Annotated in this window: 11 protein-coding genes and 1 riboswitch; of the genes, 7 read left to right on the top strand and 4 right to left on the bottom strand. The window is 73.9% G+C overall.

Annotated elements, in window-relative coordinates:
- Positions 1 to 41: 41 nt before the first annotated feature.
- Positions 42 to 632, top strand: a complete 591-nt coding sequence (locus ACZ53N_RS04230; RefSeq protein ID WP_469139437.1) for a TetR/AcrR family transcriptional regulator — start codon at positions 42 to 44, stop codon at positions 630 to 632.
- A gap of 166 nt (positions 633 to 798) precedes the next feature.
- Here the strand turns inward: ACZ53N_RS04230 and ACZ53N_RS04235 are convergent, their stop codons facing one another.
- Both ACZ53N_RS04235 and ACZ53N_RS04240 read right to left on the bottom strand, forming a co-directional pair.
- Complete coding sequence (locus ACZ53N_RS04235; RefSeq protein WP_469139438.1) at positions 799 to 1569, bottom strand: CbtA family protein; 771 nt, start codon at positions 1567 to 1569, stop codon at positions 799 to 801.
- Between the two features lie 21 nt (positions 1570 to 1590).
- Positions 1591 to 1815 carry a CbtB domain-containing protein gene (locus tag ACZ53N_RS04240; protein WP_130880926.1) on the bottom strand — a complete coding sequence of 75 codons (225 nt, stop codon included), beginning with the start codon at positions 1813 to 1815 and terminating at the stop codon, positions 1591 to 1593.
- A gap of 302 nt (positions 1816 to 2117) precedes the next feature.
- Here ACZ53N_RS04240 and ACZ53N_RS04245 point away from each other — a divergent pair, with 302 nt between their 5' ends.
- Positions 2118 to 2708, top strand: a complete 591-nt coding sequence (locus ACZ53N_RS04245) for a histidine phosphatase family protein (protein ID WP_469139439.1) — start codon at positions 2118 to 2120, stop codon at positions 2706 to 2708.
- A 24-nt stretch (positions 2709 to 2732) separates the two neighbouring features.
- Here the strand turns inward: ACZ53N_RS04245 and ACZ53N_RS04250 are convergent, their stop codons facing one another.
- Positions 2733 to 3086, bottom strand: coding sequence for a hypothetical protein (locus ACZ53N_RS04250; protein WP_469139440.1), 354 nt, complete (start codon positions 3084 to 3086; stop codon positions 2733 to 2735).
- 172 nt (positions 3087 to 3258) lie between these two features.
- Positions 3259 to 5586 (bottom strand): 5-methyltetrahydropteroyltriglutamate--homocysteine S-methyltransferase, encoded by a 2328-nt coding sequence (gene metE / locus ACZ53N_RS04255; protein ID WP_469139441.1) that lies wholly within the window; start codon positions 5584 to 5586, stop codon positions 3259 to 3261.
- Between the two features lie 152 nt (positions 5587 to 5738).
- Positions 5739 to 5930: riboswitch (cobalamin riboswitch) on the bottom strand.
- Between the two features lie 271 nt (positions 5931 to 6201).
- Between metE and ACZ53N_RS04260 the strand changes: the two genes are divergently transcribed.
- The 5 genes from ACZ53N_RS04260 to ACZ53N_RS04280 all read left to right on the top strand — a co-directional run bounded on the left by ACZ53N_RS04260 (position 6202) and on the right by ACZ53N_RS04280 (position 14623).
- Positions 6202 to 7077, top strand: a complete 876-nt coding sequence (locus ACZ53N_RS04260) for an endonuclease/exonuclease/phosphatase family protein (protein WP_469139442.1) — start codon at positions 6202 to 6204, stop codon at positions 7075 to 7077.
- 323 nt (positions 7078 to 7400) lie between these two features.
- On the top strand, positions 7401 to 8681 hold the full coding sequence (locus tag ACZ53N_RS04265) for an MFS transporter (RefSeq protein ID WP_469139443.1): 1281 nt from the start codon (positions 7401 to 7403) through the stop codon (positions 8679 to 8681).
- A gap of 167 nt (positions 8682 to 8848) precedes the next feature.
- Entirely contained in the window at positions 8849 to 10168 is a 1320-nt protein-coding gene (locus tag ACZ53N_RS04270) for a condensation domain-containing protein (RefSeq protein WP_469139444.1), read from the top strand.
- A 115-nt stretch (positions 10169 to 10283) separates the two neighbouring features.
- On the top strand, positions 10284 to 13454 hold the full coding sequence (locus ACZ53N_RS04275) for a non-ribosomal peptide synthetase (RefSeq protein ID WP_469139445.1): 3171 nt from the start codon (positions 10284 to 10286) through the stop codon (positions 13452 to 13454).
- The gene (locus tag ACZ53N_RS04280; protein WP_469139446.1) at positions 13451 to 14623 is read left to right on the top strand and encodes an acyl-CoA dehydrogenase family protein; all 1173 of its coding nucleotides are present in this window, start codon (positions 13451 to 13453) and stop codon (positions 14621 to 14623) included. The genes ACZ53N_RS04275 and ACZ53N_RS04280 overlap by 4 nt, the downstream gene beginning before the upstream one ends.
- The last annotated feature ends 28 nt before the right edge of the window (positions 14624 to 14651 follow it).

The raw sequence follows: 14651 nt of genomic DNA on the forward strand, positions 1-14651 counted from the left end.
CATACGCTGGCGTATGTTCAACCGTACGGTAGCGTACGGTCATGGTGCAACGGCGATTGCGGGAACCCGGCGGACGACAGCGGCTCAGCGCGCTGGACTGGGCGGACGCGGCGCTGATCGCCATCGGCGAAGGCGGGCTGGCCGCCGTCGCGATCGAGCCGCTCGCCGTCCGGCTGGGGACGACCAAGGGCAGCTTCTACTGGCACTTCGCCAGCCGGGACGCCCTGATCGAGGCCGCGCTGCTGCGCTGGGAGCAGACCCGCACCGAGGCGGCCATCGCCGAGCTGTCGGCCGAGCCGGACCCCGAACGGCGACTGCGCAGGCTGTTCGTCGCGGCGACCGAGGCGGTCACCGAGAACCCCCTCGAGGTCTCCCTGCTGGCCACCGTCGGACACCCGCTGGTCGCCACGGTGGTGAAGCGGGTGACCGAGCGTCGGCTCGGCTATCTCACCCAGGTCTTCGCCGAGCTGGGCTTCACGCCCGAAGAGGCCCGGCTGCGCGGCATGCTGGGCTACACCAGCTTCCTCGGCCACGGCCAGCTGGTCCACGCCGTCCCGGAGGCCCTGCCGCCGGGCCGGGAGCGGGCCCAGCACCTCGACTCGATCATCGACATGCTGCTGCGCCGGGACTGACTCCGAAGCGGGCACGAGGCCTTCCCGAGCACGGACGCCTTCCCCGGGCACGAAGGACGCCCCGAGCACGGACGACGCCCCGAACGCGACTGTCCCGTGGGACGGTCGGGCAGTCGCCCTTCCGAACCCACGGGACAGATGAGGTGCTCTCGGTGCTCCGGTGCGCTCAGCGCGCCGCGGTGGCCGTCCGCGACGCCGTCCCGTCGCCCTGCCGGTCCCCCGCCTTGGAGAGCAGCAGACGCTCCGCGAGGTGACCGAAGAGCAGGCCGAAACCGGCCCACAGGACGAGCTGAACGGCCAGCGTGGCGAGGCGGAACTGCCACAGCAGCACGGCGGGGAAGCCCTCCGGCACGTTCTCGCCCGAGGGCAGGAACGCGAAGGCGATCCCCACCACTACCAGGAACGCGGCGCCCGCCACGACGCTCGCGTACCAATTCCCCAGGCGGGGAGCCAGCCGCTTGCCCAGGATGACCGTGCCGACGGTGAGCAGCACGCTGAGCGCGATCATCAGGAAGAACAGCGCGGTCCGCTGGTCCAGGGTGTCCGGGTCGCCCACGGCGGGCGGGTTCGCCGGATACTTCAGGAACGGCACCAGATAGACCGCGACGAACGCGCCGAGCGAGACCAGTACCGCCGTCGCGCGCGGGCCGAACCGGCCGACGCGGCCCAGCGCGTAGCAGTACACCAGGGCGGCGATACCGCCCAGTGCGACCCCGTAGACGAGGATGCCGGTGGCCAGTCCCGCGGTCGACTGCAGGGAGCGGCTGACCAGCTCCTCACCGCCGCCGTGGTCATGGCTGTGCGCCTCTTCGAAGGCGATGGCCGCGTCCACCCGGGATTCCCCGAGCAGATAGGCCGTGAGCAGCGCCAGCGCGCCGGCGGCGAGGCCGGCGAGCATGCCGCGTACGAGCAGGGCCCGTACCGATATGGAGTTCACGAGCTGTTGACCCCTGGTCTCTCAGTGGCAGGGGAAGCCGAGCAGATGACGGCCGTCGTGCACCCACTCGTGCACACCCTCACCGGAGATCAGCGCGGTGGCGCCCTGCTCGGCGCCGACGAAGTACAGCAGGATCAGCGCGAGGATCCCGAAGAAGAGCGTCCACGGGGCGATCTCCTTGAGGGAGATCGGGGTGATCGCCGGTACGGCGGGGGTACCGGTCGCGGGGGCGGCTGACTGGGCCATGGCAAAACCTCCTGGGGAACACGCGTCCCGATCGTGGTGCTTTCAACGACGGTGCCGGGTCTGACTTCCCTGCCACCGCCCCACGTGGATCGGGGGGCGTTCGCCGGGTACACAGTGGCGCGACCGTGCCGGGATCTCACCGGACTTCCGTCACACCGTCGTCATGTACACGCGACCGTACCGTGTACGCGACCGGGGCGCTACGGCGTGCGGATGCGCACCCCCGCGCGCGCCCCGCTCGCCCCCTCGTGGTCTGCTGGGCCCGGGCCGACCGGGCCCGCCCGGGAGGAGAGTTGAGGACCATGACCGTACGTGTGACGCTGCTCTCACCGGCGATGAGTGCCGCCCTGCGCGAGGCCCGTTTCGACGACGGGGCCCCGCTCGACGACGTCGGCACCCGGCAGGCACGCGCCGCCGCCGGCGGCCTGCCCCGGATGTCTGCCGCCCTCTGTGCCCCTTCCCCGCGCTGCCGGGGGACGGCCGCCGCGCTCGGCCTGTCCCCCGCTGCCGTGCCCGAGCTGCGGGACCTGGAGGTGGGCGGCTGGCGCGGGCGGGGGCTGGCCGAGCTCTCCGCCACCGAACCCGAGGCGGTGGCCTCCTGGTTGGCGGACCCCGGCGCCGCGCCGCACGGGGGTGAGTCGCTGCTGGACCTCGTCGGCCGGGTCGGCTCCTGGCTGGACGGGCGGACCGACGACGACGGCCGGCTGCTCGCCGTCGTGGAACCCGCGGTGGTCCGCGCGGCGGTCGTGCACGCGCTGGGGCTGCCGCCGCAGCTCTTCTGGCGGCTCGACGTGCCCCCGCTGTCGCTGACCGAACTCACCGGCCGTGCCGGACGCTGGAACCTGCGCTGCGGTCGGCCACTGACCCCGGAGCCGGCACCGCCGGCCCCCTGAACCGGCACGGAAGTACACGGGGACTCACAGGGCGGTCAGCCCGCCCCGCTGGGCCCGCGTCGCGGCCGGCGGCCTCCCTTGGATCAGCTCCAGCAACCCGCAGCGGACACAGGAGGCCGCCGGATGGCCGACGTCACCGCCGCCCCCGCCGTCGAAGGACGGCCCCGGACGGCCGTGCGGAACGTCGGCCAGCAGGGACTCGACGGCCGCCAACAGGGCGAGGCTGTGCTGGAGTTCCTGTTTGAGGACGCGGATACGGGCGCCCTGCGCGCCCACCTGTCTGCGGGTGGTCGCCAGGCGCTCGTACTCCTCGGGGGCCACCACCACCGCCTCCTCCCCACCGATGATCATTCGACGCGGCTCGGGGCGCCTGCTCATCGTGGCCGTCCTCTCCTGTGGGGGGCATGACCGGTGGGGGCAGTCAATCATGAGAGTCCGTTGGGATTTGGGCCACTTGAGCGGGATTGGCCGTGAACAGCGGGCGCGGCCCGGCACATCGGCGCCGGGCCGCGCCCGCTGCCGCCCCTGATCAGAGCGGCGGTGACCGGCGTCAGCGCGCGTCAGGACCCGTCAGCTCGGCCCGCACCTGCCGGGCCGCCTCGACCAGATGCTCCAGGGAGGCGCGGACCTCGCTCCAGCCCCGCGTCTTCAGGCCGCAGTCGGGGTTGACCCACAGACGCTCGGCGGGGATGGCGCCGAGCCCCTTGCGCAGCAGGGTGGCGGTCTCCTCGACGCCCGGCACACGGGGCGAGTGGATGTCGTAGACGCCCGGGCCCACCTCGTGCCCGTATCCGGCCACGGCGAGTTCGTCGGCGACCTGCATGTGCGAGCGGGCCGCCTCCAGGCTGATGACGTCGGCGTCCAGCTCCTCGATGGCGCCGATGATGACCCCGAACTCGGCGTAGCACATGTGGGTGTGGATCTGGGTGTCCGCCCGGACGCCCGCGGTGGTCAGCCGGAACGCCTCGGTCGCCCAGGCCAGGTAGCCGGGCCGGTCGGCGGTGCGCAGCGGCAGCGTCTCGCGCAGCGCGGGCTCGTCGACCTGGATGACGGCGGTCCCGGCGGCCTCCAGGTCGGCGACCTCATCGCGCAGGGCCAGGGCGACCTGGCGGGCGGTGTCGGCGAGCGGCTGGTCGTCGCGGACGAAGGACCAGGCGAGCATGGTGACGGGCCCGGTGAGCATGCCCTTGACCGGGCGCTCGGTCTGCGACTGGGCGTAGCTCGTCCAGGCCACGGTCATGGGCTCGGGGCGGGAGATGTCACCGGCCAGGATCGGCGGACGGACATAGCGGGTGCCGTAGGACTGCACCCAGCCGTGCTGGGTGGCGAGGTAGCCGGTGAGCCGCTCCGCGAAGTACTGGACCATGTCGTTGCGTTCGGGCTCGCCGTGGACGAGGACGTCCAGCCCGGCCTTCTCCTGGAAGGCGAGGACGTCGCGGATCTCGGCGGCGATGCGCTCGTCGTACCCGGCGGCGTCGATCCGTCCCGAGCGCAGGTCGGCACGAGCGGTGCGCAGTTCGGTGGTCTGCGGGAACGAGCCGATGGTCGTGGTGGGCAGCAGCGGCAGGTTCAGCCGGGCCCGCTGGGCGGCGGTCCGCTCGGCGTACGGCTGCGGGCGGCGGGTGTCCCGCTCGGTGACGGCCGCGGCGCGGGCCCGGACGGCCGGGTCGTGGGTGAGGGCGGAGGCGGCGCGGGAGGCGCGGGCGGAGCGATTGGCTGCGAGCTGCGGGGCGATGACGTCCGTGCCCTCGTTCAGTCCGCGGGCGAGGGTGACGATCTCCTCGGTCTTCTGGCGGGCGAAGGCGAGCCAGCGGGCGACCTGGGGGTCCACGTCGCGTTCGGCGGTGGCGTCGAGGGGGACGTGCAGCAACGAGCAGGACGGTGCCACGTCCACCCGGCCGGCGAGACCGAGGAGGGTGGCGAGGGTGGCCAGCGAGTGTTCGAGGTCGTTGAGCCAGATGTTGCGTCCGTCGACGACGCCGGCGACGAGGCGCTTGCCCGGCACACCGCCGGCCGCGGCGAGGGCTTCGAGATTGGCGGCGGCGGGGCCGGTGAAGTCCAGGGCCAGACCCTCGACGGGTGACTTGGCAAGGACGGGCAGGGCGTCACCGAGGCGGTCGAAATAGGCGGCGGCCAGGATCCTGGGCCGGTCGGCGAGCGCGCCGAGGTCGCGGTAGGCGCGGGTGGCGGCGCTGAGGACGGCGGGGGGCTGGTCCTGCACGAGGGCGGGCTCGTCGAGCTGGACCCACTCGGCGCCCGCGGCCCGCAGCTCGGCCAGCACCCGGGCGTACACGGGGAGCAGCCGGTCGAGGAGGGTGAGGGGCTGGAAGTCCGCCGGGGCGCCGGGGGCCGGCTTGGCGAGGAGCAGATAGGTGACCGGGCCGACCAGGACGGGGCGGGCCGTGTGGCCGAGGGCGAGGGCCTCGCGCAGTTCGCCGAGCGGCTTGGCGGGGTCGGCGGTGAAGACGGTGTCCGGGCCCAGTTCGGGGACGAGGTAGTGGTAGTTGGTGTCGAACCACTTCGTCATTTCCAGCGGCGGGGCCTCCTGGGTGCCGCGGGCCATGGCGAAGTAGCCGTCCAGGGCGTTGTCCCGGACGGCGGTGCGGTGCCGCTCGGGGATGGCGCCGACCATGACCGTGGTGTCCAGGACGTGGTCGTAGAGCGAGAAGTCACCGGTGGGGACCTCGTCCACACCGGCTTCGGTCAACTGGCGCCAGGCCGTGCGGCGCAGGGTGGCGGCGGTGGTGTGCAGGGCGTCGGCGGTGACGCGGCCCGCCCAGTAGCCCTCGATGGCCTTCTTCAGCTCACGGCCCTGGCCCTGGCGGGGGTAGCCGTGGACGGTGGCCCGGGAGGGCGGGGTGGCGATGCGGTCGGTCACGGAACTCTCCTTCGCGAGTCGCGGAATGACCACGGCGGACCCGGGCGCGAAGGGACGACGAAGAGGGCGGGCGTGCCGGGCACGCCTGCCTGCCACCGCCGGCCCTCCCTCGAGGCCACCGAGATCACCGCGCGCGGGTGGCGCGCGGGCAGTGGCAGGTCTTCGGACTCGCGGGCGCGCCCTGGGCCTTGGGGCCGTCGGGCACCTACTGGCCGTCGCTTCCCGGACGCGTGGGCGTCCAGTGCGTATGACGGCGGTCGTTCCCACTCACCGCTGCGGGGCAGTCCCGGATTCCCACCGGGTTCCCTCTTGCGACGCTCCCGCCTGGCGGGCGGGGCGAACCAGCTGCGTCTCCCACCCTAGACACAATGTCGAAGTGCCGGTAGGGGAATCCGCGCAAGGATTCGATCTTGGCGTGTGGTGGCGGAAAAGAGGGGGGCCGGGCCCTCGCGCGAGCCGCGCCGACACGCCCGGCGGCGCCCCCGGGGGCGCCGCCGCCCGTCGACGGACGCCGTCACAACCCCCCGCACGTGTCACCCACGGCACCGTTGCGGCGGCCCCTGCGACGCATGAGAATCCTCGGTACCCGGACCTCGCCCGGACCCTGGAGACGCCGTGACCGCCTTCGCGCACGCTCCTTTCGACCGCCGCACCGCGCTGCGGGCCGTGGCCGCGTCGGCCGCGGCCGGGCCCGTCGGGGGTGGTGGCGGCCGAAGTCCGCTGCGGGTGATGAGCTTCAACCTCCGCTACGCCTCCGACACCCCGCCCCACACCTGGGCCGATCGCCGGCCTGTCACCCGCGCGCTGCTGCGCCAGGAACGCCCTCATCTCCTCGGCACCCAGGAGGGGCTGTACGCGCAGCTGCGGGACATCGCCGACGATCTCGGGCCGCGCTACGCGTGGATCGGCACGGGCCGCGCGGGAGGCAGCCGTGATGAGTTCGCCGCCGTCTTCCATGACGTGCGGCGGCTCGCCCCCGTCGCGTACGACCACTTCTGGCTCTCCGACACCCCGTATCTCATCGGCTCCGCGACCTGGGGCAACACCGTGATCCGGATGGTCACCTGGGTCCGGTTCCGGGATCTGCTCACCGGGGGCGAGTTCTATGCCTTCAACACCCATCTCGACCACGCCCACCAGTACGCGCGCGAGCGCTCCGCCGCGCTGATCACCACTCGGCTGCGCGGTCTGGATCCGGCCCTCCCCCGGATCGTCACCGGCGATTTCAACGTCCCCGCACACGGCAACCCCGTCTACGGCACGATGCTCGACCAGGGTTCGCTCGTGGATTCCTGGGACGCGGCCGACCGGCGCGGGGCGCAGTACGCGACCTTCCACGGATACCGGCCACTCGTGCCGGACGGCGACCGCATCGACTGGATCCTCACCTCGCCCCGGGTGCGGACCCGGCGCGCGGCCATCAACGTCTTCCAGCAGGGCGGGCAGTTCCCCAGCGATCACTTGCCGGTGCAGGCGGACGTGGAGCTGTAGGGCAGCCGGACACTCCCGGACACTCCTCCCCGAGCCGCCCATCTCATCGCCGCTTATCTCAAAGCCGCCCGAGTGTCACCACTTTGAACCGATCCACCCCGGGCACGGCACCGACTATCGGACATTCGAACATCAGGCCCCCCTCGGCGCACCGGAACCGCAGAAAACGCTTCCGTCGCAGGCCACCCTGGGTGACGTTCAAGCAACAGTATGAAACCTTTCGCCCCAACGTCACCACGAGTTGTCCGCATTACGAACAAAACTGTCCGGAAGTACCCGGATCCTTTTGACTGTGCCCACCCTCATCACCAAATGTCTGCCAAATGTCCTCGTCAGTGAAGCCGGTGTGCTCAGGGCTCTTACGGAACTACGACTTCCGATTACTGCTCTCCGGGGCAGCGGTGAGCCAGATCGGTGCCCAAGTGACCGTGGTGGCCCTGCCGTTGGTGGCCGTCATCGAGCTCGACGCGTCGCCCATGGAGGTCGGGCTGCTGACCGCCGCCGAGACCGCGGCGTTCCTGCTGGTCGGGCTGCCCGCCGGAGCCTGGGTGGACCGGATGCGGCGGCTGCCCCTGCTCATCCGCACCGACGTCGTACGGGCCGTGACCATGCTGAGCCTGCCGCTCGCGGCGTGGGCCGGGGCGCTGACCATGGCGCAGCTGTACGTGGCCGCCCTCATCACCGGTGTGGCCACCGTGTTCTTCGACATCGCGCACCAGAGCTACCTGCCCGGCCTGCTCCCCCGGGAGCAGCTGGTCGCGGGCAACGGCGCCCTGGAGACGGCTCGTTCGTCCGCCCAGGTGGCGGGGCCGGGGCTGGGCGGCGCCCTGGTGCAGCTGCTCGGGGCGCCCGTCGCCCTGCTGGCCGACGCGATCGGCTACCTCGTCTCGGCGCTTTTCCTGCGCGGGATCCGCGCCCGTGAGCCGCGGCCCGCGCCCGTCGCGGGCGTCCCGCTGCGGGCCCAGGTCGCGGAGGGCCTCGTGTTCGTCCTCCGCCATCCCGTCCTCCGTATGATCGCCTGCGCCACCGGGGTCGCGAACTTCTTCTCCGCGATGTTGATGTCCGTGCAGACGGTGTTTTTGGTGCGGGAGCTCGGCCTGCCCCCCGGGGTGCTCGGACTGATGCTGTCGGCCTCGGCCGTCGGCGGACTGGCCGGCGCGCTGTGCGCGGGAGCGCTCGCCCGCGCGGTCGGCCAGGCCCGGGTCATCTGGCTGTCGACCGTCGTCACCGGGCCGTTCGCGCTGCTGTGGCCGCTGGCCGGACACGGCGCCGCCGCCGTCTGGTTCGCGGTCGCCTCCGCGGCCGTCTTCTTCGGCGCGGTGGTCTACAACGTCGCCCAGGTCAGCTTCCGGCAACTGCTGTGCCCCGACGCGCTCCTCGGGCGGATGAACGCCACCCTGCGCTTCATGGTCTGGGGCACCATGCCGCTCGGCGCCCTGCTCGGCGGGGCCGTGGCGTCCGCCGCCGGGCCGCGCGCCGCCGTATGGGTGTGCGCCGCGGGCTTCCTGCTCGTCCCTCTGCCCCTGCTGCTCTCCCCGCTGCGGCGCCTGCGCGATCTGCCGGCGCCCGCCGCCGACGAGGACCGGGCCGTCTCCGGTACGTAGGCCCCACCGCACCACCACCCCGCCCACCCGCCGCCCGGAAGCGCCCTCGTAGCGAACCGCTCGGACGCTCCGACACCGCGGCGGTCGGACGTGCCCCACCGCACCACCGCCCGACACCCCCCTTTCGTCTCACGAGTCAGCGCGCCCCGGGCGCGCGGGAGGACATCGTGCAGTCCAGCAGCATCACCTCGCAGTACCTCGACCGATACCGGCGCACCGTCGACGGCACGGCGCGGGCCGCCGGGTCGCTCCCGGTCACCGGTGCGCAGCGGCGGTTCCTGCTCGCCCGGCGGATGGACCCGGCCGGCCGGGCCGATCTCGTCCCGCTGTTCTTCGCCTTCCCCCGCGGGTCCGTCGACGTGAGCCGGCTGCGGGCGGCGGCCGGGCACCTCGCCGCCCTGCACCCGGCCCTGCGGGCCCGCCCCGAAACACTGCGCGGGGTCCCGGTGCAGCGGCTCGGGGAGCCCGACGCCCGGGTGAGCGGTGTGGAGCCGCGCCCCGGCGAGAGCGCCGCCGACGCGCTGCGCCGGGCGCTCGGCGCCTGGGCGGCCGAGGGCCCGCCGCTGCGGCTGTTCCTCGTCGCCGACCCGGCGGCCGACCGCGACGTCCTGGCCGTCGTCATGGACCACGCGGCCTGCGACGAGGCGTCCATCGGCCGGGTCATGGCGGATCTCACCGACGCCTACCGCGACGGGCTCGGCCCCCGGGACGTCCCCGATGCCCGGGCGGCGGACGAGCTGGCCGCCTACCGCGAGGCCGTGCACCTCCAACTGGAGGCCGAGGCGCGGGCGTCGGGGCAGCGGTCCGTCACGTACTGGGCCCGGCGGCTCGCCGCGCTGCGCCCGGCCGCCGGCCCCGCGTCGGCGCCGCGCGCCGGGGACGGCCCGGCCGGCACCGGCGCCGTGCTGCACCGGCTGCCCGCCGCGCCGGACGGCTCCCGGCCCGCCTTCCCCGAGCTGCTCGACGCCTGTGCCGCCGCCGCGCGCACGCTGTACGGCCCGGACCGGGTCCCGGCCCTGGGCTATCCCTGGGGCGGCAGGCCCGCCGCGGCACAGCCCGTCCTGGGCTGCTTCCTCAACACCGTGGTGCACCCGGCCACCGCCTGCGACCTCGACGAGCGGACCGTGGCGTGGTGGGACGACCTCGACCACGCGGACGCCCCGTTCGACGAGGTGGTGCACGCGGCCCGCACCGCCGGGGTGCCCTGGTCGGGGCGGCTCGACGGCCTGCTCACCTCCGAGGATCTGCACCGCCGTCCCCCGCTGCGGCTGGGCGACGCCACCGGGCACGAGACGCACATCGACGGCCGCCCGCTCCAGGCGCCGTTCGCCGTGTCCGTCTCCCACGGCACGGACCTCCTCGTCCGGATGGCGTGGGACCGGGGCGTCCTACCGGACCCGGTCGCCGAGGAGGCCTTCGCCGCCCTGCTGGACGCCCTGCTGGACGCCCTGCGGGCCCGCACCCATGGGCACGCGCCGGTGGGCTGATCCCCACCGGCCGCCCGTCCCCCCTCACTTGCCTCACTTGCCTCACTTGACCCGGCCCGCCGTCCACCCGACGGCGGCACCGGGCCCCTCCAACCACCCCACGGAAGGGTTGACCATGTTCGGACTCTCCACATCCCAGGAGATCGTCTGGCTGCACGAGCAGATGCTGCCCGGCAGTCGCGCCTACAACTTCACCGCCACCATCGACCTGCGGGGCACGCTCGACGAGAGCGCGCTCCGCGACGGGCTGGCCGCCGCCCTCGACCGGCACCCCGGGCTGCGGCTCGAACTCGTCGAGAACCCCGGCGCGCTGCCCGGCCAGCGCGTCCGTGAGGGCTGCACGCCCCGCGTGCGGAACGTCGACCTCGGCCAGGAGGCCGACCCCGAGGCCGCGTTCGAAGAGCTGCTGCGCACCGAGACCGTCACCCCCCTCGACGTCTTCGAGGCGCCGCTGCTGCGCTGGTGCCTGGTCCGCCTCGGTGACGGCCACCACCGGATCATCCACGTCGAGCACCACCTCGTCCACGACGGGCACTCCTTCGCGATCCTGCTCCGCGACGTGTTCACCGTGTACCGGGCGCGGGTGCTGGGCGAGCCGGCCGAGCTGCCGGCCGCGCCCTCGTACGAGGACCACGTGCGGGCCGCCGAGGGGCCGGGCCGACAGGAGCGGCGGGAGGCGAGCCTCGCGTACTGGCAGCGGGAGCTGGCCGACGCCACCTTCGATCTGCCGCTGCCCGGGCTCGCCCGGCCCGGTGTGCGGCGCCGGCACGCGGGCGCCCAGCTGCGCCAGCCGATCGGGGCGGACCTCGCCGAGCGGCTGCGGGCACACAGCCGCGCCCAGGGCCACACGCCGTTCTCCACGCTGCTCGCGCTCTTCGCCGAACTGCTGCGCCGCCACAGCGGGCGCACCGACCTCGTCGTCGGCACGGCGGTCGGCAACCGCCCGGAGGGCTTCGAGGGCGCCACGGGGATGTTCGTCAACACCATCCCGCTGCGTCTGCGGCTGGACCCCGCGGCCGGGGCCGACGCGACGGTGGACGAGGTGACCGACGGTCTGATCCGCGCGCTGCCGCACCAGGAAGTGCCCGTGCAGGTGCTCACCCGGGCGCTGGGGCTGCACACCTCCGGGGCGGACAACCCGCTGTTCAGCGTCATGTTCAGCGCGCACGACGCGGCGCTGCCGCAGATCGGGGTGCCGGGCCTGGAGGTGTCGCTGTTCGAGGGCTTCAACACCGGCACGACCCGCTTCGACCTCGATCTGGTGCTGCTACCCGACGACCGGCGCACGGTCGGCCCGCGCGAGGGCGCGGCCGGGATGACGCTGGTGTGGGACTACGACCGGGACCTGTTCGACGGGGCGACGGCACAGTTGCTCTCCGAGCGGTTCCTGGACCTCGTCCGCGCCTATCTGGACGCGCCGACGACGACGCTCGCCGAACTCGCCCCCGCGCCCGCCGTCGTGAGCCCGGCGGACGCAGAGGCCCTCCCCGTGACGTCGGCCGCGGCCCTGGACCCCGTCGCGGGGCACGACCCCGCGACCGTCGCGATCGTCAGCGGCGCCCTGAAGATCACATACGGGGAGCTCGACCGCCGGGTCGGGGAGCTGGCCGGGAAGCTGCGGGCGGCGGGCGTCACGGAGGGCCGGCCGGTGGCGGCCGTGCTGCCGCGCGGCGTGGACACCGTGGTGACCCTGCTCGCCTGTCTGCGCACGGGGGCGGTCTACACCCCGCTCTCCCCCAACGACCCGGCCGCGCGCCTGGAGACGCTGCTGGCGCGGCTGCGGCCCGCGCTCGTGCTGACCGACCGGGAGAGCGCGCTGTCCCTGCCCGCCGAGGGCCTGCCGGTGGCCCTCCTCGACGCGGCGGAGTTCCCCAAGGCCGAGCCCGCCGAGTGGATCGAGGGCGCGGCGTACATCATCCACACCTCCGGCTCCACCGGTGTGCCCAAGGCCGTCGTGGTGGGCCGGGCCGCGCTGGCCCACTTCACCGCGGCCGTGGCGCGGCGGTACGCGCTGTCCTCCGAGGACCGGGTGCTGCTGTTCGCCCAGCCGTCGTTCGACGTGGCGTTGGAGGAGGTGCTGCCGTCGCTGCTGGCCGGTGCGGCCCTCGTGGTACCGCAACGGGAGGTGCCGACGGCCGCGGAGCTGATCGCCGTGCTGTCGGCCCGCCGGGTCACCGTCGCCAATCTGCCGACGAGTTATCTCCTCGCGGTCCGCGCGGAGCTGCGCGACGCGCTCGGTGACGGCCGCTGGTCGCCGCGGCTCCTGGTGTGCGGCGGCGAGCGGCTGCCGGCCGGTGCGCTGCGGGAGCTGCTCGACGCCACTGACGCTACGGGCACCGTCACGGTCCTGAACGCCTACGGGGTGACGGAGGCGGCCGTCACCTCCACCGTCCACGAGGTGGACCGGGCGGAGCTCGCCGAGGGCACCGAGGTGCCGCTCGGCAGCGCGCTGCCGGGCGTGGACGTCCACGTCCTCGGCGCGGGCCGTTGTCCGCTGCCGTGGGGCGCGGTCGGTGAACTCGCCATCGGCGGCGCCTCTCTCGCCGAGGGGTACCTCGGGGGCGAGACGGCCGCCGAGGCCACGGCCGCCCGGTTCGTGACCGTACCGGCGCTCGGTGGTGAGCGCGTGTACCTCACCGGTGACCTCGGCTACCGCGACCGCGAGGGCCGCCTGGTCTTCCTCGGCCGCCGCGACAACCAGATCAAGCTGCGCGGTTACCGCATCGAGCTGGAGGAGGTCGAGGCCGCGGCGTCCGCCGAGCTCGGCGGCCGGTCCTGCGCGGTCGTCCTCGACCGGGAGGCGTCCGGCGGGCCACGGCTGGTGGGCTTCTTCGAGTCCCGCGCCGAGGCACCCACCGAGGCACCCGTCGAGCCCGATGCCGAGGCCCTGCACACCGCCCTGTCCGGGCGGCTGCCCGCCGCGCTCGTCCCCGGCCGCTGGATCCGGATGGACGCGATGCCGACCCTGCCCGGCGGCAAGCCCGACCGTGCCGCCCTGACCCGCGCAGCCGCCGACCTGCCGCTCGACCAGGTCGCCGAGCAGGCGTCCGCGGCACCCGCCGACCCGGCCGTCGCGCTGCTCAGCGAGGGCTGGCGGGAGGTGCTGGGGCACGACCGCTTCTCGCCGTCGTCGCACTTCTTCCAGGTGGGCGGGCACTCCCTACTGGCCGCCCAGCTCGCCGCGTGGCTGGAGCCCCGGCTCGGCGGCCGCCCGCCGCTGCGGGTCCTCTTCCAGCATCCGGTCCTCGCCGACCAGGCCCGCGCGGTCACGGAGGCGACCCGATGAGCACCGCCCCCTCGTCCGTCCTGGAGACGGAACACCGTGAACTCGTCGGCTCCTTCGAGTCGTTCGTCCGACGCGAGCTGGTGCCGCTGGCGGCCGAGCTGCCGGAGGACGGCGACCTGCCCCCCGCCGACCTGCGGGCGTACGTCCGCGCCCGCTCGGCGAAGCTCGGCTTCTACGCGGGCGACTACCCCGAGAAACTGGGCGGCTCCGGCATGCCGTTCAGCGCCGTGGTGCTGCTCCACCACGCCGCGGGGCGCAGCGGCTGTCCGCTCGCCCCGTACGCGCTGGCGGGTTCGGACGGGCCGAGCCCGCTGCTGCGGCAGGGCACCGAGCAGCAGATCGAGCGGTATCTGAAGCCGCTGGTGCGCGGGGAGGCGACCCGCTGTCTGGCGCTGACCGAGCCGAACGCCGGGTCGGACGCCTTCCACCTCACCAGCACCGCGACCCGCGAGGAAAGCGGGGAGTGGGTGCTGAGCGGCCGCAAGACATTCGTGAGCAACGCCGGGCACGCGGACTTCGCGATCGTCGTGGCCCGGGCGGACGACGGCACGGGTGACGGCGGACCGACCGCGTTCGTCGTGGAGATGGACCATCCCCGGCTGCGGATCGGGCAGGCATACGACGGTATGTCGGGCGAGCGGCTGTACGAGCTGGTGCTGGACGGGGCGCGGCTGCCGGCCGAGGCCGTCGTCGGCGGCGAGGCCGGGATCGGCGCCGCCCTCGGCAACGGCATCGACAGCCTCTCCCGGGGCCGTCTGGTGGTGGCCGCCATGTGCAACGGCATCGCCGAGTACGCCCTGCGGCTGGGGATCGAGTACGCCCGTGAACGGCGGGCGTTCGGGGAGCGCATCGGCGCGTACCAGCACGTGCAGGAGCACCTGGTGAGCAGTCGCGCGGAGGTCGAGGCGGCCAAGCTGCTGACGCTGGCGTGCGCGCGGCTGGTGGACGAGGGCGTGGAGACGCCGGAGAACGCGGCGCTGGCGAAGTTGACCTCTTCGGAGACCGCCGTCCGGGTCGTGGACCGGTCGTTGCGGGTACACGGCGCGACGGGCTGGGTCCGGGGCCATCCGCTGGAGTTCCTCTACCGGTACGTGCGGATGATGACGATCATCGAGGGTACGTCGGAGATCCAGAAGGTGATCGTCGCCCGGTCGATGGGGCTCGGCTGAGCCACTCGCCTCGCACGCCACCGCACCG

It is taken from the genome of Streptomyces sp. NPDC033229, assembly GCF_055576875.1.